We start from the raw sequence: 17,537 nt of genomic DNA, 5'->3' as shown, positions 1-17,537 counted from the left end.
CGGCGACGGCGTCAGCGGCGGTCGCGGGAGTGGCCGAACAGCAGCCGGTAGGCGATCAGCAGGACCAGGGAGCCGGCGATGGCGGCGATCCAGGTCGCGGTGTCGTAGAAGTCGTTGCTGATGGGGCGGTCGAGGAACTGGCTGGAGAGCCAGCCGCCGACGAAGGCCCCGGCGATACCGATGAGGGTGGTGCCGATGATGCCGCCCGGGTCGCGTCCCGGGAGGAGGATCTTGGCTATGAGTCCGGCGAGCAGGCCCAGAATGATCCAACTGATGATGCCCATGTCGCTGCCCCTACCCCTTGCTTCGTCTTGAAATCACAGACGCGACGGGCAGGTGTTCGGTTGCTCGGGGGTCGCCGGACTCGACCGGTCAGCGGGTGGCGAAGGGCTGGTCGGTGGGGACGATCTCCTTGCCGAAGGGCATCAGGGAGACGGGGATCAGCTTGAAGTTGGCGATGCCCAGGGGAATCCCGATGATCGTGATGCACAGCGCGATGCCGGTGGTGATGTGGCCGAGGGCGAGCCACCAGCCGGCGAGGACCAGCCAGAGGACGTTGCCCACGCAGGAGGGTGAACCCGCGTCCCGGCGGTCTATGACGGTGTAGCCGAACGGCCAGAGGGCATAGACGCCGATCCGGAAGGCGGCCATGCCGAAGGGGATGCCGATGATGGTGATGCAGAGCAGGACGCCCGCGAGCAGGTAGCCGAGGAACATCCAGAATCCGCAGAGGATCAGCCAGATAACGTTCAGGATGGTTTTCACGGGCGATGACCTGCCATCTGTTCGAGTCGGGCGATGCGCTCCGCCATCGGCGGGTGCGTCGAGAACATTTTCGCCATCCCCTGACCGGGGCGGAAGGGGTTCGCGATCATCATGTGGCTCGCGGTCTCGATCCTGGGCTCGGGCGGCAGCGGAAGCTGTTTCGTCCCGGCGTCGAGCTTGCGCAGGGCACTGGCGAGCGCCAGCGGATCACCGGTGAGCTGGGCCCCGGAGGCGTCGGCCTCGTACTCCCGGGAGCGGCTGACGGCGAGCTGGATGACGGAGGCGGCGAGCGGTCCCAGGATCATGATCAGGAGCATGCCCAGGAGGCCGGGCCCCTCGTCGTCGTTGGAGCGGCCCACCGGGATGAGCCAGGCGAAGTTGACCAGGAACATCACGACGGAGGCGAGGGCTCCGGCGACGGACGAGATGAGGATGTCCCGGTTGTAGACGTGGCTGAGCTCATGGCCGAGGACACCGCGCAGCTCGCGTTCGTCGAGGATCTGAAGGATGCCCTCGGTGCAGCAGACGGCGGCGTTGCGCGGGTTGCGCCCGGTGGCGAAGGCGTTGGGCGCCTGGGTCGGGGAGATGTAGAGGCGCGGCATGGGCTGACGGGCCGCCGTGGAGAGCTCGCGCACGATGCGGTAGAGCTGCGGTGCCTCGAACTCGCTGACGGGGCGGGCGCGCATGGCCCGCAGGGCCAGTTTGTCGCTGTTCCAGTACGCGTACGCGTTGGTGCCGACGGCGACCAGGAGCGCGACGATCAGTCCCGTACGTCCGAAGAAGCTGCCGATGACGATGATGAGTGCGGACAGTCCCCCGAGGAGTACGGCGGTCTTGAGCCCGTTGTGCCGGCGGTGCACGGTACGCCCTCCAAGTGGTGCAGCAGGGGAACCCTTTGCATGGTGGTGCTCCACTCCCCAGTGGAGCCTCCTGTACTGGTCAACGCCAGGCGAGAGGAGCTAGTTCCCTTGTGCGTGCGGCCGGAGGGCGGGGGCTGTGCCGCGTGTTCGCGCCGGTCGGGCCACCGGCCCCGTACGGAGTGACGCTGGGCCGTACGGGTGGCGGGCGGGCCGTCCTGGTGGTGCGGGGTGACTCGGTGGGGCGCTACTGCCCCGTGCGGGGTCAGTGCTGCCGTGCGGTGGGTGGCCGCTGAGCGGTCAGTGCTGCTGTGCGGGGAGCTTGGCGAGGGAGAGGGCCTCGGAGTCGGGCTCGACCTCGCTGGTGCAGTGGCCGCAGCGGGAGGCGACGGCGGGGATCTCGCTGAAGCAGCGCGGGCAGTCGCGGAGGGCGGCCTTGATGTCGACGGCCTCTTCCTTCGCGAAGCGGTTCTGGACCTTGGCCATGGGCACCACGACGCAGAAGTAGAGGACCGCGGCGGTGATGATGAAGGCGATGGCGGCGCTGACGAAGAGGCCGTAGGGGAAGTCGACTCCGTCGACCGTGTAGTGGGCCTTGCTGAAGTCTCCGGTGCCGCGGGTGGCGAGACCGATGAGGGGGGTGATGAAGGCGTTGCTGAAGCCGGTGACGACCGCGGTGAAGGCGGCACCGACGGCGAGACCGATCGCCATCGAGATGACGTTCCCGCGCAGGATGAAGTCCTTGAACCCGTTCAGCACTGCTCTCTCTCCTCGTTTTCCCCGACGTGTCCACGCCGAATACGTGACGTATACAGCCAAAACCATGCCCTGCGGCGGAGGCCTCGGGCAAACCGGTCTTGCGGGGTCGGGAACCCTCAGAAGAGGCTGACGGCGGCGAAGCGCAGGACGGCCTGCGGGACCCCGGAGAGCAGGATTCCGGCGGCGGATGTGAGGACGATCGCCGTGGTGAGCGGGGTGGGCGGGCGGAATCGGCGGGGCGGGGCGGAGGCCGGGGATCCGGTGTCCGGCCCGGCCGATTCCGGGGCCCCGTCCGGCGCGCGGAAGAGGATCGCGGTCCACTGAAGGTAGTAGTAGAGAGCGATCACCACGTTGACGGCCATGACGACGGCGAGCCAGCCGAGGCCCGCGTCGACCGCCGCCGAGAAGACGGTGACCTTCGCGAAGAGCCCGATGATGCCGGGCGGCAGTCCGGCCAGGCAGAGCAGGAAGAACCCGAGGGCCAGGGCGGCGAGGGGCCGGGTGGCGTACAGGCCCCGGTAGTCGGAGAGCCGGTTGCCGGGGTGCGTACGGGCGACGAGGGCGGCGACCGCGAACGCGCCCAGGTTCACCACCGCGTACATGAGGGCGTACGCCACGGTGGAGCCGACCTGTTCGTCGCTGGAGTACGCGGCGGCGGCGATCGGGACCAGGAGGTAGCCGGCCTGGGCGACGGAGGACCAGGCGAGGAGGCGGACGGCGCTGCGGGCGCGGGTGGCGTTCTGGCGGAGCGCGGCGACGTTGCCGACGGTCATGGTGAGCGCGGCCAGAACGGCGAGGGCGGGCCCCCAGACGTCCGCATAGGAGGGGAACGCGATGACGGTCACCAGAATGAGGCCGGAAAACCCTACGGCTTTCCCCACCACGGAGAGATACGCGGCGATCGGGAGGGGCGCGCCGACATAGGTGTCGGGGACCCAGAAGTGGAAGGGCGCGGCGGCCGTCTTGAAGGCGAAGCCGACGAGCGTCAGGGCCACCCCGGTCTTGGCGAGGGTGTCGAGGACCGGGGGGACGTCGTCGAGACGGTCGGCGATCTCGGTGAGGTGCAGGGTGCCGGTGGCCGCGTAGACGAAGCTGACGCCGAGCAGCATGACGGCGGTGGCGACGACGGAGGAGAGGAAGAACTTCAGCGCGGCCTCGGAGGAGCGCCGGTCACCGCGCTTGATGCCGACGAGGGCGAACGCGGGCAGGGAGGCGACTTCGAGGGCGACGACGAGCGTGGCGAGGTCACGGGAGGCGGGCAGCAGGGCCGCTCCCGAGGCGGAGGCCAGGAGCAGGAACCAGTACTCCCCCGCCGGCAGCTTGCGGGTGTCGTCGAGCGAGAGCAGGACGGTGAGGAACGCGCCGCCGAGGACGAGTGCCTGGATGACGACGGTGAAGTGGTCGGCGGTGTAGCTGCACGCCTGGGCGCCGGTGGTGACGCAGAAGGTGGACCGGTCACCGGAGCGCAGGGGGATCAGGAAGGCCAGGGCGGCGGCGAGCGCGGTGAGGGTGGCGTACCCGAGGAGCCGCTTGCGGTGGGCGGGCAGGAACAGGTCGGCGACGAGGACGGCCAGGGCGGCCAGCGCGGTGAGGGTGGGGGGCGCGATGGCGAGCCAGTCGATGGACTGGACGACGCTGGGGACGTCGGCCGCGACGAGGCTTCCGGCGGCGTCGCCGGTGCCGGGTGCCGTCGTGGCCGGAGCGTGCGCGAGGAGGGTTGTGGCGGTGGTGCTCTGTTCCGCGGTCACGACTTGCCTCCTGCGAGAAGCTGCTGCACGGCGGGGTCGGTGAGGCCGAGGAGGACGGCGGGCCAGAGGCCGGCGACGACGGTGAGCGCGGCGAGCGGGGTCCAGGCGGCGGCTTCGTACGGGTGGATGTCGGCGAGCTGCGGGGGGGTGGCCGTACGGGGGCCGGCGCTCCCGGACGGCTGGGAACCGGCGGCTCCGGACGGCTCCGGGCCGTCGGGGGTCTGCGGGGACCGGTCGTCGGGCGACAGCCGGGAGTGGGGCGCGTGCTCGCCCGTGCAGACGCGGCGGACGACGATGAGCATGTACGCGGCGGTGAGCAGGGTGCCGAACGCCCCGATGGCCATGAAGGTGCGGAACGCGGGGCGGCTGAGGCCTTCGGCCGGGCTGTAGGCGCCGAACAGGGTGAGCATCTCGCCCCAGAATCCGGCGAGTCCGGGCAGGCCGAGCGAGGCGACGGCGGCGAAGGCGAGCAGCGCGCCGAGGCGGGGGGCCCGACCGTAGAGGGCGGCTCCGGCCGCTCCGGCGAGGGTGTCCAGGTCGGCGGTGCCGTAGCGGTCCTTGATCGCGCCGACCAGGAAGAACAGCAGGCCGGTGATGAGGCCGTGGGCGATGTTGGCGAAGAGCGCGCCGTTGACTCCGGTGGGGGTCATGGTGGCGATGCCGAGCAGGACGAAGCCCATGTGGCCGACGGACGAGTACGCGATGAGCCGCTTGAGGTCGCCCTTGGCGCCGGTACGGGCCAGGGCCAGGCAGGCGAGGGACCCGTAGACGATGCCGACGACGGCGAACGCGGCGAGGTAGGGCGCGAAGGTGCGCATGCCGTCCGGCGCGACAGGGAGCAGGATCCGGACGAATCCGTACGTCCCCATCTTCAGCAGGACGCCCGCGAGGAGGACGGATCCGACGGTCGGGGCGGCGGTGTGGGCGTCGGGCAGCCAGCTGTGCAGGGGCCACATCGGGGTCTTCACCGCGAGCCCGAGACCGATCGCGAGTACGGCGATGACCTGCACGGATGTGGTGAGGCCACGGCCGTTGTCAGTGGCGAGTGCCACCATGTCGAAAGTGCCGCTCTTCAGCCCGATGAGGAGGAGGCCGAGCAGCATGACGACCGAGCCGAGCAGCGTGTAGAGGATGAACTTCCAGGCGGCGGCCCGCCGTTGGTCGCCGCCCCAGCGAGCGATGAGGAAGTACATCGGGATGAGGACCATCTCGAAGGCGAGGAAGAAGAGCAGCAGGTCGAGGACGGCGAAGGTGGCGAGGGTGCCGGACTCCAGGACGAGCACGAGGGCGACGAACGCCTTCGGTGAGGGGCCCGCGGGCAGCTTGAAGTAGCTGTACAGCGCGCAGAGGAAGGTCAGCAGCGCGGTCAGGACCAGGAGGGGGAGCGAGATGCCGTCGATGCCGAGGTGGATGCGGACGTCGAGCGCCGGGATCCAGCTGATGTCGGTGGTCGCCTGCATCGTGGCGGGGTGGTCGTGGTCGAAACCCGCGGCCAGGACGATCGCGGCGACGAGGACGGCGCCGGTGACGGTCACGCCGTGGCGGAGCACGGCCTGGTCGGGGTTCTTCCCCTTGAGCCCGGGCGGGGCGGGGAGCAGGGCCGCGAGGGCGCCGAGGAGCGGGGCGACGACGATGAACGCCAGAAGGAACTGCATCACGGACGGGCTGATATCGATCACGGTCACGACCCCGCGTTGACGTTGGCGAAGACGACGGCGGCGATCGCCAGGGCGAGGGACCCGGCGAGCAGGGCGCTGACGTAGGTCTGCACGTTGCCGGTCTGGGCCCTGCGGACGGCGGTGCCGAGGAGGCGGGTGACGGCGCCCGTTGTGTTGACGTAGGTGTCGACGACCTCGCGGTCCAGGAAGCGGACGAGGCGGGCAGCTGCCCGGACGGGCCGGACGAACAGCGCCGTGTACAGGGCGTCGAGGTGGAAGCCGGTGACCGCGTGGCGGTGCAGCGGGCCCAGGAGGAGCCTGCCGGGGTCGGCCGGGTCGGGGGCGTCCGCGATGGTGCCGTAGGCGGCGGTGTGGGACGTCATGGCCTCGGCTTCGACGAGAGCGGGTTCGGCGCCCGGGTGGGCGGCCACGGCTCCGATGGGGGTGCGGGCGGCGAGGGCCGTCGTGTGCCGCCAGGCGCCGTAGGTGACGAGGCCGCCGACGAGCGTGACGCCGGTGGAGAGGACGGCGGTGGTGAGGGACGGCGTGAGGGCGTGCCCGTCGAACCAGTCGCCCAGCAGGCCGGCGGTGAGGCCGAAGCCGATGGTGGGGACGGCCAGCATCCACAGGACGGAGGTCATGGCGAGGGGCTGCTTGCCGTGGTCGGGGACTTCGGCCCCGCGGCCGCGGAAGGCGAGGAGCCAGAGGCGTACGGCGTAGGAGGCGGTCAGGACGGCGGCGAGGAGCCCGGCGATCAGGATCGTCCAGCCTGCGGCGGCCGGGGCGACGGTCCGGTCCCCCAGCGCGGTGTGCTCGGCGGCGACGAGTACGGCTTCCTTGGAGAAGAAGCCGGCGAACGGCGGGATGGCGGCCAGCGCGAGGAGCGCGACGGTCATCGTCCAGTAGGCGTCCGGGATGCGGCGGGCGAGGCCGCTCATCCGGGACATGGCGGCGAGCGAGTTGGTGCCCGCGGCGTGGATGACGACGCCCGCGGCGAGGAAGAGGACGGCTTTGAACGCACCGTGCGAGATGAGGTGGAAGACGGCCGCGCCCCGGTCGCCGACGGCGAGGGCGCCCGACATGTAGCCGAGCTGACCGATCGTCGAGTAGGCGAGGACGCGTTTGATGTCGTCCTGGGCGAGGGCGGCGAGCCCGGACCCGACCATCGTGACGGCGGCCATCACGGCGAGGACGACGAGCGCCGCGCCGGAGGCCGCGAAGACGGGCAGCAGGCGGGCCACGAAGTAGATGCCGGCGGCGACCATCGTCGCGGCGTGGATGAGCGCGGAGACGGGGGTGGGGCCGGCCATCGCGTCGGGCAGCCAGGTGTGCAGGGGGAACTGCGCCGACTTGCCCGCGACGCCCGCGAGGAGCAGCAGGGCGATGAGCGTGGGGTGTTCAAGACCGCCGTTGGCGACGGCGGTGAGGATCTTCGTGATCCGGAAGCTGCCGGTGTCGGCGGCGAGCGCGAACAGGCCGATCAGGAAGGGGACATCGCCGAGCTTGGTGACCAGGAAGGCCTTGAGGGAGGCGGCCCGGGCCTCGGGCGTCTCCCAGTAGTGGCCGACGAGGAAGTACGAGCAGATGCCCATGATCTCCCAGCCGACCAGGAGCACCATCAGGTCGCCGGAGTAGACGACCAGGAGCATCGCGGAGGTGAAGAGGGAGACGAGGGCCGCGTAGGAGGGATAGCGGGCGTCGTCGCGGAGGTAGGCCGTGGAGTAGAGCTGGACACAGGTGGCGACGACGGTGACGAGGACGGCGACCAGCACGGCGAAGCCGTCGAGGTGCAGCGCCAGGTCGATCGGGACCGAGCCGGTGGGCGTCAGCTGGGTCGCGGAGTCGATCGCCCGGCCGCCGCCCTGACGGACGGCGACCAGCACGGCGAGGACGGCCGCGGTGAGGGTCGGGAGGATCGCCAGCGGGCGGACGAAGCCGGGGGCGGCGCGGCCGACGGCGAGCCCGCCGAGGGCGCCGAGGAACGGGAGGAGGGGGACGAGGGCGGCGAGGGTCGTGGTGGTCACGTGGTGGCCTCCGCCTTCTTGGTCTTCCCCGGGGACTCGTTCACTTCGGCCTCGTCCGTCTCGGCGGTGTCGCGGAGCCGGTCGATGTCGGAGGTGCCCCGGTTGCGGTGGACGGCCAGGACGATCGCGAGGCCGATGCCGATCTCGGCGGCGGCGATGGCGATGGTGAAGAGCGTGAGGGCCTGGCCGGAGTGGAGGGTGTCGCGGAGCCAGACGTCGAAGGCGACGAGGTTGAGGTTGACGGCGTTGAGCATCAGCTCGACGGACATCAGGACCAGGATCGCGTTGCGGCGGGCGAGGACGCCGTAGAGGCCGACGCAGAAGAGGAGGGCGGCGAGGACGGCGGGATAGGCGAGGTGCATCACCGCTGCTCCTCCTTGCCGGGTGTGCCGGGTGTGCCGGTCGGGCCGGGTCGGCCCGTGGTGTCCGTGTCCGTGCTCGTGCCCGTGCTCGTGCCCGTGCTCGTGTCTGTGTCGCGTTTGCGGGACAGGACGATCGCGCCGACGAGAGCGGCGAGGAGGAGGACGGAGAGCGCCTCGAAGGGCAGGACCCAGTTCCGGAAGAGGAAGGCTCCGGTGACGGCGGTGGAGCCCTGGGCCGGCCCGTCGAGGTCGATCCAGGTCGTACGGAAAGCGTCCACGACGACCCAGACGAGCGCGGCGGCCGAGGCGAGGGCCACACCGAGGGCCACCCACCGGTTGCCCGAGTCGGCGTCCGGGGAGCGGCCGATGGGGGCCCGGGTGAGCATCAGGCCGAAGAGGAGGAGGACGACGATGGAACCGACGTAGATCAGCACCTGCACCCAGGCGATGAACTCCGCGGTGAGCAGGAGGTACTCGACGGCGAGTCCGCCGAGCGCGACGACGAGCCAGAGCGCGGCGTGCACCAGTTGCCTGGTGGTGACGGTGATGACGGCGGCGCCGAGGGTGACGAGGCCGACGAGGAGGAACGCGATCTCGACGCCGGACGGGGAGAGGAAGCCGGGGTGGTCGCCTGCGGCAGCGGTGAGCAGCGGGGGTGAGGTGGGCAGCATCACGGGGTTCCTCCCTTCTCGTCCTGCTGTCGCCGGGGCTCTTGCTGCTCCTGCTGTTCCTGTGCGCGTTGGGCGGCGAGCTTGTCGGCGGCCTTGCGGGCGGCGGCGATCTCCTTCGGCTCCTCGGCGCCGGGGTCGAGGGCGGGCGGCTCCGGCACGGTCCACATCCACTCACGGAGCTTGTCCCGCTCGTGGGTGAGTTCGTGGATGTCCGTCTCCGCGTACTCGAACTCGGGTGACCAGAACAGCGCGTCGAAGGGGCAGACCTCGATGCAGATACCGCAGTACATGCAGAGGGAGAAGTCGATGGCGAAGCGGTCGAGGACGTTCCGGCTGCGCTCACGGCCGCCGGGGGCGGCGGGCGGCGACGTCTCCTTGTGGGAGTCGATGTAGATGCACCAGTCCGGGCACTCACGGGCGCAGAGCATGCAGACCGTGCAGTTCTCCTCGAACAGCCCGATGACCCCCCGGGAGCGGGGCGGGAGTTCGGGCTGGGTGTCCGGGTACTGCGCGGTGACGGTCTTCTTCGTCATCGTGCGCAGGGTGACGGCAAGGCCTTTGGCCAGGCCGGATCCGGGGATCGGGGGCATCAGTTGATCGCCACCTTCACGATGCCGGTGAGCGCGATCTGCGCGAGGGCGAGCGGGACGAGGGTGGTCCAGGCGAGCTTCTGCAACTGGTCCTCACGCAGGCGCGGGTAGCTGACGCGCAGCCAGATGACGACGAACGCGAGGAGGGCGGTCTTGAGGAGGGTCCAGAGCCAGCCGAGTCCGTCGGCGCCGAACGGACCGTGCCAGCCGCCGAGGAAGAGGACGGTGGTCAGGGCGCACAGGATGACGATGCCCGCGTACTCCGCGAGGAGGAACAGGGCGAAGCGCAGACCGGTGTACTCGGTGTACGCGCCGAAGATGATCTCGGAGTCGGCCACCGGCATGTCGAACGGCGGGCGCTGGAGTTCGGCGAGTCCGGCCACGAAGAAGACCAGGGCCCCGACGATCTGCCAGGGCAGCCACCACCACTCGAAGGCGTCGAGGATGCCGGTGAGCGAGACCGTCCCGGCCGCCATGGCCACGGAGGCGGCGGTCAGGAGCATCGGCAGCTCGTAGGAGAGGAGTTGCGCGGCGGTACGGAGGCCGCCGAGCAGGGAGAACTTGTTGGCGGACGCCCAGCCCGCCATGAGCGAGCCGAGGACGCCGATGCCCATGACGGCGAGCACGAAGAAGATGCCCGCGTCGACGACCTGGCCGACCGCGCAGTCGCCGGGGCCGAGGGGGATGACGGCGAGGACGAGGAGGTACGGGAGGAGGGCGACGGCGGGGGCGAGCTGGAAGACGCGGCGGTCGGCGGCGGCCGGGACCACGTCCTCCTTCTGCGCGAACTTCACGCCGTCCGCGACGAGCTGGGCCCAGCCGTGGAAGCCGCCTGCGTACATGGGGCCCAGGCGGCCCTGCATGTGGGCCATCACCTTGTGTTCCGTCTGGCCCACGAGGAGGGGGGCGACCAGGAACACGACGAAGACGACGGCCAGACGGAGGGCGACGTCGAGAACGTCGTTCACTCGGGATCGCCTCCGGCGGGGTGGTCTGTGGCTGGGCTGTCTGGGACGGGGGGTTGTTGCTGGTCGGTGGTGGGCTTGTCGCCGGGGTCCGGGGCGTCGCTGGGGTCCAAGGCGCCGCTCGGGTCCGGGGTGTCGCTGGGTTCCGGGGTGTCGCTGGGTGTGGGGGTGGGGCCGCTGCGCGGGGCTTCTCCCCTACCCGCCCCTTCCCGAACCGGGGGCTCCGCCCCCGTGCCCCCGCTCCTCAAGCGCCGGAGGGGCTGTGAAGGGGCGTCCGGAGACTCGCCCTCCGGGCCCTCCGGTTCGTCGAAGGCCGGCTGCGCGTCGTGCCACGGGGCATCGGTGCTGCGCACCCGGGGCGGGCGCGACGGCGGGCCCTCGGGCGCGTCCGACGACGAACGCTGGCTGGCCGAGCCGCCGGACGCGGAGCGGGAACGACGTGGGCCGGCCGTCGGCGGCGCGGGCGACTCGCCCGCCTCGGGACGCTGACTGGCCGAGCCGTCGGACGCCGACCGGGAACGGCGGGCGGGCCGGGCAGGGGTGGCCCCCGGCTCGCCCGGCTCCGGGCGCTGGCTCGCCGAGCCGTCGGACGCCGACCGGGAACGGCGGGCCGGGGCGGGTGGGGTCTCCGCAGGACCATCGGCGGGCGGCTGCTGGCTCGCAGAGCCCTCCGAAGCCGAGCGGGAACGGCGCGGGCGGGTCGCCGCGGGCGTCTCGGGTGCGGCAGCAGTCTCCGGTGCCGCGGCGGTCTCCCGTGTCGCGGGGGTGGCAACAGCCTGCTCACCGGCCGCCGTGGGGGACTCCGGGCCGGTCGCCTCCGGGGCAGCCGTGCCGGGGGTCGTGACGGCGTCCGGGCCGGGCGGCGTCGTAGCCTCCGGACCACGCGGTGTGGCGCGTTGTGCCGCCGAGCCCTCGCCCGCCGTGCGGGTGCGGCGGGGCGGGCGGTCGGCGGCGGGGCGGGCCGCGCGGGCCGGACGCGCCGCGGCTGGGGGGAGTTGGCCCTTCAGGGGGCCCCATTCGTTCGGGTCGGGGACCCCGGGCGGGAGCATCGCGCGTCGCTTGGGGCCGGTGTGGCCCTCCGCCGGCTCCCCCGGCTCCTTCGCCCCGGGCCAGGCCTTGGCGACACGCGCGGCCAGGACGAAGTCCTTGCGCAGCGGATGGCCTTCGAAGCCTTCCGGCAGGAGGAGCGGTACGAGATGGGGGTGGCCGTCGAACGCGACGCCGAACATCTCGTGCGTCTCGCGCTCGTGCCAGGCCGCGCCCGCGTACACGTCGATGGCGCTGGGCAGCACCGCCGCGTCGTGCGGCACGGTCGTGCGGACCATCAGCCGCCGCACCGTTCCCGTGCCGAGGGCCGCGACATGGGCACAGACGCGGAAGCCGACGCCCGGTTCGTCCACGGCGCTGAGCCAGTCGAAGTAGGTGCACCCGAGTTCGTCGCGGGCGGTCCGCAGCGCGGTGAGCCAGTCGGCGGCGGGGACGTCGACGGTCAGCAGGTCGTACGCCGACTCCGCCGTGGCTCCTTCGCCGAACACGTCGGTGACCGCGTCCGGCAGCCGGTCGTAGGCCCCGGCCCCGGCAGCGGACTCCGCCTGCTGGTCGCGACCGCTCATCGCCGACCCTCCTCGTCCGGTTCCGAAGCCACCGACGGAGCCGCCGACGGAGCCGCTGACGGCGGGGTGACGAGGCCGCTGCGCAGAGCCTCGGTGGAGGGGCCGCCGCCCGCGCCCACGGACGCGTACCGCTCGGCGAGGGATTCGCGCGCGATCTTCTCCTGGAGCTTGAGGATGCCCTGGAGCAGCGCCTCGGGCCTGGGCGGGCAGCCGGGTACGTACACATCGACGGGGATGATCTGGTCGACGCCCTTGGTCACGGAGTACGAGTCCCAGTAGGGGCCGCCGCAGTTGGAGCAGGCGCCGAAGGAGATGACGTACTTCGGTTCGGGCATCTGCTCGTACAGCCGCTTCACGGCCGGGGCCATCTTGTCCGTCACCGTGCCGGACACGATCATGAGGTCGGCCTGACGGGGGCCGGGGGCGAACGGGATCACGCCGAGCCGGATGAAGTCGTGGCGGGCCATGGACGCGGCGATGAACTCGATGGCGCAGCAGGCGAGTCCGAAGTTGAAGACCCAGAGGCTGTAGCGGCGGCCCCAGTTGAGGACGACCTTCATCGGCTCCGGGGCGAGCCGGGAGAGCACACCGAGGCGCTTGGGCTCGGGAAGGAGGACCGGGTCGGCGGGGGCCGGTGGCGGGGAAGCGGGCTGCTGCGACGCGGGGTTCGGCCGGCTCGTCAGGCCCATGCGAGGACGCCCTTCTTCCATGCGTAGAGCAGTCCCACGGCCAGGAAGCCGAGGAAGATGAGCATTTCGACCAGGGTCGTCGCGCCGTATCCCGGCGCCGCGAACACCGTGGCCCATGGGAACAGGAAGATGGAGTCGACCGCGAAGATCACGTACAGGAACGCGTAGACGTAGTAGCGCACCTGGGTGTGCGCCCAGCCCTCGCCGACCGGGTCGACGCCGCATTCATAGGTGAGCAGCTTCTCCGGGGTGGGCACGATCGGGCGCAGCAGTCGCCCGGCCCCGAAAGCGACGGCGACGAACAGGACGCCGACCAGGGCGAGCAGACCGATGACCGAATAGCTCTGGAAGTACTCGGAGGCGAGTGCGGTGGCTCCGTCCACCGGAACGCCGGACACCCCGGTCATGCCCGCCGCGTCCGCCACGCCGGTCACGTCCGTAACGTCGGCCACGTCCGCCCCTCGCTCCCTCGTCGTCCGCTTCTGTCCCGCGTGCCCGTTGTGTACCCACGGGTTCTGTACGCACGGGAGTCTAGGGCCTGCTAAACGGAGCGTAAGCAGCCGCGTCGGACATCGGGTGGGGTTATCCCTACTTCACCCCCACCCACGAGCCCCATGGTGTGCGCGGGTGCGGCCCGGCAGGCTGGGGGTATGACCATGAGCCCCTCCCTGCCGGACCCCGACCGGCTGCCGCCCGCCCGCTTCGCCCTCGACCGGTGGACCTGGCGGGAGATCGCTTATCTGCTCGCCAATCTGCCGGTGGCCGTCGTCGGGTTCGTCTACACGGTTGTGGTGATCGGTGTGGGCGCCGGGCTGTCCGTCACCGTGATCGGTCTGCCGCTGTTGGTCGGCGGGCTCCAGGGCGCTCGGCTGCTGGGCGGGCTGGAGCGGCGGCGGGCGCGCTGGATGCTCGGTGTGCGGGTGGACGAGCCGAGTCCGCTGGGGCGCGGCCACCGGGACGAGGGGTTCTTCGCCCGGCTCTGGGCGGGGCTGAAGGACCCGGTGGGCTGGCGGGCGTTGTTGTACGGGTTCATCCGACTGCCGTGGGGCGTGCTGACGTTCGCGGTGACGCTGGTGAGCCTGTTCGTCCTGTGGCCGGTGCTGCCGTTCATCGCGCGGGGGCTGACGACGGTGGACCGGGCGATGGTGCGCGGGCTGCTGTCTCCGTCGGACGAGTTGGAGCGGCGCATCGCCGAATTGGAGTCGGACCGGGGCGTGGTCGTGGACACCGCCGCCGCCGACCTCCGCCGGATCGAACGCGACCTGCACGACGGCGCCCAGGCCCGCCTGGTCGCCCTCGCCATGGGACTCGGCCTGGCGAAGGAGAAGCTCACCGACGACCCCGAGGCCGCGGCCCGCATGGTCGACGAGGCCCACGGCGAGATCAAGGTGGCCCTGCAGGAGCTGCGCGACCTGGCCCGCGGCATCCACCCCGCCGTCCTCACCGACCGGGGCCTGGACGCCGCACTCTCCGCCATCGCCTCCCGCTGCACGGTCCCGGTCAAGGTGTCGGTGGGGCTTCGGGGGCGTCCGGCCGAGGCGATCGAGGGGATCGCGTATTTCACCGTCTCGGAGCTCCTTCAGAACGTCAGCAAGCACAGCGGTGCGCGGTCGGCCTCGGTCGACGTGTGGCGTTCGGGGGACCGGCTGCTGCTCCAGGTCACGGACGACGGCGGGGGCGGGGCCCGGCTGGACGGCGGCTCGGGGCTGGCTGGGCTCGCCGAGCGGCTCGGCGCGGTCGACGGGGTGTTCGTCGTGGACTCGCCGGAGGGCGGGCCGACGACCGTCACCGCCGAGCTGCCCTGGCGCGACCGGACGGTTGCGGCCGCACGCACGGCATAACCGCATGGTCGGCATGGCCTCCCACACGGCCGGGGGTAGGGAAAACCCCCGGTCGGATACGGAGAGGGGCCTCATGGTGCGGAAGGCCGCCGGCCAGCACCCTTGAGGGAGAACGGCGGAAGAGCGGCCCGTGGTCACGGGCCGCCTCCGGCGCCACGGCGGCGCACACCCCACGGACAGCCCACTGAGAGACTGAGACAGAGACGGAACGGACGGGACTCATGGCCACGGCATACGGACCGGACACGCGGGACCGGGAGCACGAGGGTTCCGCCCCCGACTTCGGGGTGAAGACCCGGACGAGGCATTTCCTTCCCGCGCCGTTGCGTGCGCCGCTGGAGGCCCGTGCCTGGCGCGAGCTCCTCTACGCGCTGCTGAGCTTCCCGCTCAGCACGGCGATGTTCGTCTTCGCGGTCACCATGACGTCGTTGAGCGCGGGCCTGATGGTCACCTTCATCGGGATACCGGTCCTCGCCGTCGGCCTCGCCGTGTGCCGGGGCTTCGGGACGCTGGAGCGGCACCGGGCGCGGGCGCTGCTGCGGGTGGAGGTGGCGGATCCGGAGCGGGTGCGGGGGAAGACCGGCGGCCCGATGTCCTGGATGGGGGCGGTGCTCAAAAGCGGGGCGTCCTGGCGGCACCTGCTGTACACGCTGCTGCACTTCCCGTGGGCCGTGTTCACGTTCGTCGTCGCGATCACGTTCTGGACGTACGGTCTGATGGCGCTGACGTACCCGCTGTGGTTCTGGCTCTTCCCGATGTTCGCCGGGCAGGACGGCATCCAGGTGTACGGGGACCGCACCCACGAGGAGTATCTGAACTCACCCCTGGAGCTGGCGGCGACCGGGGCGGTGGGCCTGGTGCTGGTGATGGCGGCGCCCTGGGTCGTGCGGGGTCTGCTGACGGTGGACCGGCTGATGGTCACCGGTCTGCTGGGGCCGTCCCGGCTGGCCACCCGGGTCTCGGAGCTGGAGTCGGACCGGGGCGTGGTCGTGGACACCGCCGCCGCCGACCTCCGCCGGATCGAACGCGACCTGCACGACGGCGCCCAGGCCCGCCTGGTCGCCCTCGCCATGGATCTGGGCCTGGCGAAGGAGAAGCTCACCGACGACCCCGAGGCCGCGGCCCGCATGGTCGACGAGGCGCATGGCGAGGTGAAGGTGGCTCTGCAGGAGCTGCGCGACCTGGCCCGCGGCATCCACCCAGCCGTCCTCACCGACCGGGGCCTGGACGCCGCACTCTCCGCGATAGCCTCCCGCTGCACCGTGCCCGTGACCGTCGAGGTGGACCTGGATGCGCGTCCGGCGCAGGCGATCGAGGGGATCGCGTATTTCACCGTCTCGGAGCTGCTCCAGAACATCAGCAAGCATGCCCGCGCGACCCGCGCGACGGTCGATGTGTGGCGGGCGGGCGACCGGCTGATGCTCCAGGTCACGGACAACGGCCGGGGCGGGGCGTCGCCGGCCTCGGGCGGCGGCCTGGCCGGACTGGCGGAGCGGCTGGACGCCGTGGACGGGGTCCTGGTGGTCGACTCCCCGACCGGCGGCCCGACGACGATCACAGCCGAGCTCCCCTGGCGCGGCTGACCCGGACGAGCCGGCCGGGCGGGCGCGCGCTGGACAGAGCCGTCGCCCTGGCAGGGCAGGGTGACCCGGCGGAGCCGCCCAGGCCGGGGTGGCCCCGGACGGGCCGCCTGGCAGGGGGGACCCGGCGAAGCCACCTCCGACGCGGCCGACCCGACGAACCGGCCGGGCGGGCGCGCCCCTGGCAGCCCCGTCGCCCTGGTGGGCTGGGGTGACCCGGCGGAGCCGCCCTGGCAGGGGCGACCCGGCGGAGCCGCCCCGGCTCGGCTGATCCGGCCCGGTCGACCAGGTGGGGCTCCCCCGGACGAACCTCGGCCTCCCCCGTTCCTTGCCGGGGCCGTCTCCTCTCCCCACCGGGGCCAGCCCCTCTCCCGCTGCTCCCCTGCCCTCCCCGTCTTCCCCCTGCCCTCCCCGTCTTCCCCCCTGCCCTGCCCTGCTCTGCCCCTTCCCTCCCCTCACCGGTCCGCGTGGGTTATCCACAGGTCCCCCATCCGAGTCCGGGGCCTGGGATGCTGGGACGGTCGGGGCGCGGCGCGCGGTGGGTCGGGCGTGGGGCGTGCGAGGTCGCGGGGAACGCGGCATATTCGAAAAGTGGGGGACTCGCAGTCGTGGAGAACGTGGAGAACAGGGTGCGCGTGGTCATCGCCGAGGATTCGGTCCTGCTCCGGGAGGGGCTCACCCGGCTGCTCACCGATCTCGGGCACGACGTGGTCGCGGGGGTCGGGGACGCGGAGGCGCTGCTCAAGACCGTGGCGGAGCTCGACGCCGAGCAGGCGCTTCCCGATGTGGTGGTCGCCGACGTGCGGATGCCGCCGACGCACACGGACGAGGGAGTGCGCGCGGCGGTGCGGCTGCGGAAGGACTACCCGGGCATCGGGGTGCTGGTCCTCTCCCAGTACGTGGAGGAGCAGTACGCCACGGAGCTGCTGGCGGGCAGCAGCCGCGGGGTGGGGTATCTGCTGAAGGACCGGGTGGCCGAGGTCCGCGAGTTCGTGGACGCGGTCGTCCGGGTGGCGCAGGGCGGGACGGCGCTGGACCCGGAAGTGGTGGCGCAGCTGCTCGGCCGCAGCCGCAAGCAGGACGTGCTGGCCGGGCTGACGCCGCGCGAGCGGGAGGTCCTCGGTCTGATGGCCGAGGGCCGGACGAACTCCGCCATCGCCCGGCAGCTCGTGGTGAGCGACGGGGCGGTCGAGAAGCACGTCAGCAACATCTTCCTGAAGCTGGGGCTCTCCCCCAGCGACGGCGACCACCGGCGCGTCCTCGCCGTGCTGACCTACCTGAATTCCTAGATACCTGACACTCTGTCAGATATCGAGCACTCGAGAAGCACCCGAAGGCGCCCCGAGAGGGGACGGAGAAGGTGAGGGACCTAGGGCGAAAGGCTCAGGGGCAGCGCATCTCCATCCCACGATCGG

Annotated in this window: 17 protein-coding genes; 3 read left to right on the top strand and 14 right to left on the bottom strand. The window is 71.8% G+C overall.

The genetic code is table 11. The features are described from left to right. Positions 1 to 11: 11 nt before the first annotated feature. The 14 genes from WQO_RS21120 to WQO_RS21055 form a co-directional block, all read right to left on the bottom strand. The gene (locus WQO_RS21120; RefSeq protein WP_006126852.1) at positions 12 to 284 is read right to left on the bottom strand and encodes a GlsB/YeaQ/YmgE family stress response membrane protein; all 273 of its coding nucleotides are present in this window, start codon (positions 282 to 284) and stop codon (positions 12 to 14) included. A gap of 88 nt (positions 285 to 372) precedes the next feature. Further along, the gene (locus WQO_RS21115; RefSeq protein WP_010056664.1) at positions 373 to 765 is read right to left on the bottom strand and encodes a YccF domain-containing protein; all 393 of its coding nucleotides are present in this window, start codon (positions 763 to 765) and stop codon (positions 373 to 375) included. Continuing rightward, positions 762 to 1,625, bottom strand: coding sequence for a zinc metalloprotease HtpX (gene htpX, locus WQO_RS21110; RefSeq protein ID WP_003967017.1), 864 nt, complete (start codon positions 1,623 to 1,625; stop codon positions 762 to 764). Before htpX ends, WQO_RS21115 begins: the two co-directional genes overlap by 4 nt. Before the next feature lie 297 nt (positions 1,626 to 1,922). Further along, positions 1,923 to 2,381 carry a large conductance mechanosensitive channel protein MscL gene (mscL, locus tag WQO_RS21105; protein ID WP_010056662.1) on the bottom strand — a complete coding sequence of 153 codons (459 nt, stop codon included), beginning with the start codon at positions 2,379 to 2,381 and terminating at the stop codon, positions 1,923 to 1,925. A gap of 116 nt (positions 2,382 to 2,497) precedes the next feature. Then, positions 2,498 to 4,129, bottom strand: a complete 1,632-nt coding sequence (locus tag WQO_RS21100) for an NADH-quinone oxidoreductase subunit N (protein ID WP_010056660.1) — start codon at positions 4,127 to 4,129, stop codon at positions 2,498 to 2,500. After that, positions 4,126 to 5,814: an NADH-quinone oxidoreductase subunit M gene (locus tag WQO_RS21095; RefSeq protein WP_010056659.1), complete on the bottom strand. Its 1,689-nt coding sequence runs from the start codon at positions 5,812 to 5,814 to the stop codon at positions 4,126 to 4,128. Before WQO_RS21095 ends, WQO_RS21100 begins: the two co-directional genes overlap by 4 nt. Then, entirely contained in the window at positions 5,811 to 7,811 is a 2,001-nt protein-coding gene (locus WQO_RS21090; protein ID WP_010056658.1) for an NADH-quinone oxidoreductase subunit 5 family protein, read from the bottom strand. The genes WQO_RS21095 and WQO_RS21090 overlap by 4 nt, the downstream gene beginning before the upstream one ends. After that, positions 7,808 to 8,173: an NADH-quinone oxidoreductase subunit NuoK gene (gene nuoK / locus WQO_RS21085; protein ID WP_010056657.1), complete on the bottom strand. Its 366-nt coding sequence runs from the start codon at positions 8,171 to 8,173 to the stop codon at positions 7,808 to 7,810. The genes WQO_RS21090 and nuoK overlap by 4 nt, the downstream gene beginning before the upstream one ends. After that, positions 8,173 to 8,844, bottom strand: coding sequence for an NADH-quinone oxidoreductase subunit J family protein (locus WQO_RS21080; RefSeq protein WP_010056656.1), 672 nt, complete (start codon positions 8,842 to 8,844; stop codon positions 8,173 to 8,175). Before WQO_RS21080 ends, nuoK begins: the two co-directional genes overlap by 1 nt. Next, positions 8,844 to 9,434 (bottom strand): NuoI/complex I 23 kDa subunit family protein, encoded by a 591-nt coding sequence (locus WQO_RS21075; protein ID WP_010056655.1) that lies wholly within the window; start codon positions 9,432 to 9,434, stop codon positions 8,844 to 8,846. Before WQO_RS21075 ends, WQO_RS21080 begins: the two co-directional genes overlap by 1 nt. Further along, positions 9,434 to 10,402, bottom strand: a complete 969-nt coding sequence (locus WQO_RS21070) for a complex I subunit 1/NuoH family protein (RefSeq protein WP_010056653.1) — start codon at positions 10,400 to 10,402, stop codon at positions 9,434 to 9,436. The genes WQO_RS21075 and WQO_RS21070 overlap by 1 nt, the downstream gene beginning before the upstream one ends. Next, on the bottom strand, positions 10,399 to 12,012 hold the full coding sequence (locus WQO_RS21065) for an NADH-quinone oxidoreductase subunit C (protein WP_058954058.1): 1,614 nt from the start codon (positions 12,010 to 12,012) through the stop codon (positions 10,399 to 10,401). The genes WQO_RS21070 and WQO_RS21065 overlap by 4 nt, the downstream gene beginning before the upstream one ends. Beyond that, positions 12,009 to 12,701 (bottom strand): NADH-quinone oxidoreductase subunit B, encoded by a 693-nt coding sequence (locus WQO_RS21060; protein WP_010056648.1) that lies wholly within the window; start codon positions 12,699 to 12,701, stop codon positions 12,009 to 12,011. The genes WQO_RS21065 and WQO_RS21060 overlap by 4 nt, the downstream gene beginning before the upstream one ends. Next, positions 12,692 to 13,108 carry an NADH-quinone oxidoreductase subunit A gene (locus tag WQO_RS21055; RefSeq protein WP_193407293.1) on the bottom strand — a complete coding sequence of 139 codons (417 nt, stop codon included), beginning with the start codon at positions 13,106 to 13,108 and terminating at the stop codon, positions 12,692 to 12,694. Before WQO_RS21055 ends, WQO_RS21060 begins: the two co-directional genes overlap by 10 nt. A 243-nt stretch (positions 13,109 to 13,351) precedes the next feature. Here WQO_RS21055 and WQO_RS21050 point away from each other — a divergent pair, with 243 nt between their 5' ends. The 3 genes from WQO_RS21050 (at position 13,352) to WQO_RS21040 (ending at position 17,411) form a co-directional block, all read left to right on the top strand. After that, a complete protein-coding gene (locus WQO_RS21050) occupies positions 13,352 to 14,542 on the top strand; it encodes a sensor histidine kinase (RefSeq protein WP_058954057.1) in 1,191 nt (396 codons plus the stop codon). A 221-nt stretch (positions 14,543 to 14,763) separates the two neighbouring features. Continuing rightward, a complete protein-coding gene (locus tag WQO_RS21045) occupies positions 14,764 to 16,125 on the top strand; it encodes a sensor histidine kinase (RefSeq protein WP_058954056.1) in 1,362 nt (453 codons plus the stop codon). Between the two features lie 626 nt (positions 16,126 to 16,751). After that, entirely contained in the window at positions 16,752 to 17,411 is a 660-nt protein-coding gene (locus WQO_RS21040; protein WP_010060860.1) for a response regulator transcription factor, read from the top strand. Positions 17,412 to 17,537 lie beyond the last annotated feature (126 nt).

This window comes from Streptomyces globisporus C-1027, assembly GCF_000261345.2.
GTDB classification, from domain to species: domain Bacteria; phylum Actinomycetota; class Actinomycetes; order Streptomycetales; family Streptomycetaceae; genus Streptomyces; species Streptomyces pakalii.
This window is presented reverse-complemented; position numbering and strand designations above follow the sequence as displayed.

Excerpts from the sequence above, each read along its gene's own strand:
- WQO_RS21120 (WP_006126852.1), bottom strand. The coding sequence starts at position 284 with ATGGGCATCATCAGTTGGATCATTCTGGGCCTGCTCGCCGGACTCATA.
- WQO_RS21065 (WP_058954058.1), bottom strand. The coding sequence starts at position 12,012 with ATGAGCGGTCGCGACCAGCAGGCGGAGTCCGCTGCCGGGGCCGGGGCC.
- WQO_RS21045 (WP_058954056.1), top strand. The coding sequence starts at position 14,764 with ATGGCCACGGCATACGGACCGGACACGCGGGACCGGGAGCACGAGGGT.
- WQO_RS21055 (WP_193407293.1), bottom strand. The coding sequence starts at position 13,108 with ATGACCGGGGTGTCCGGCGTTCCGGTGGACGGAGCCACCGCACTCGCC.
- WQO_RS21075 (WP_010056655.1), bottom strand. The coding sequence starts at position 9,434 with ATGCCCCCGATCCCCGGATCCGGCCTGGCCAAAGGCCTTGCCGTCACC.
- WQO_RS21080 (WP_010056656.1), bottom strand. The coding sequence starts at position 8,844 with ATGCTGCCCACCTCACCCCCGCTGCTCACCGCTGCCGCAGGCGACCAC.
- WQO_RS21050 (WP_058954057.1), top strand. The coding sequence starts at position 13,352 with ATGACCATGAGCCCCTCCCTGCCGGACCCCGACCGGCTGCCGCCCGCC.
- WQO_RS21060 (WP_010056648.1), bottom strand. The coding sequence starts at position 12,701 with ATGGGCCTGACGAGCCGGCCGAACCCCGCGTCGCAGCAGCCCGCTTCC.
- nuoK (WP_010056657.1), bottom strand. The coding sequence starts at position 8,173 with ATGCACCTCGCCTATCCCGCCGTCCTCGCCGCCCTCCTCTTCTGCGTC.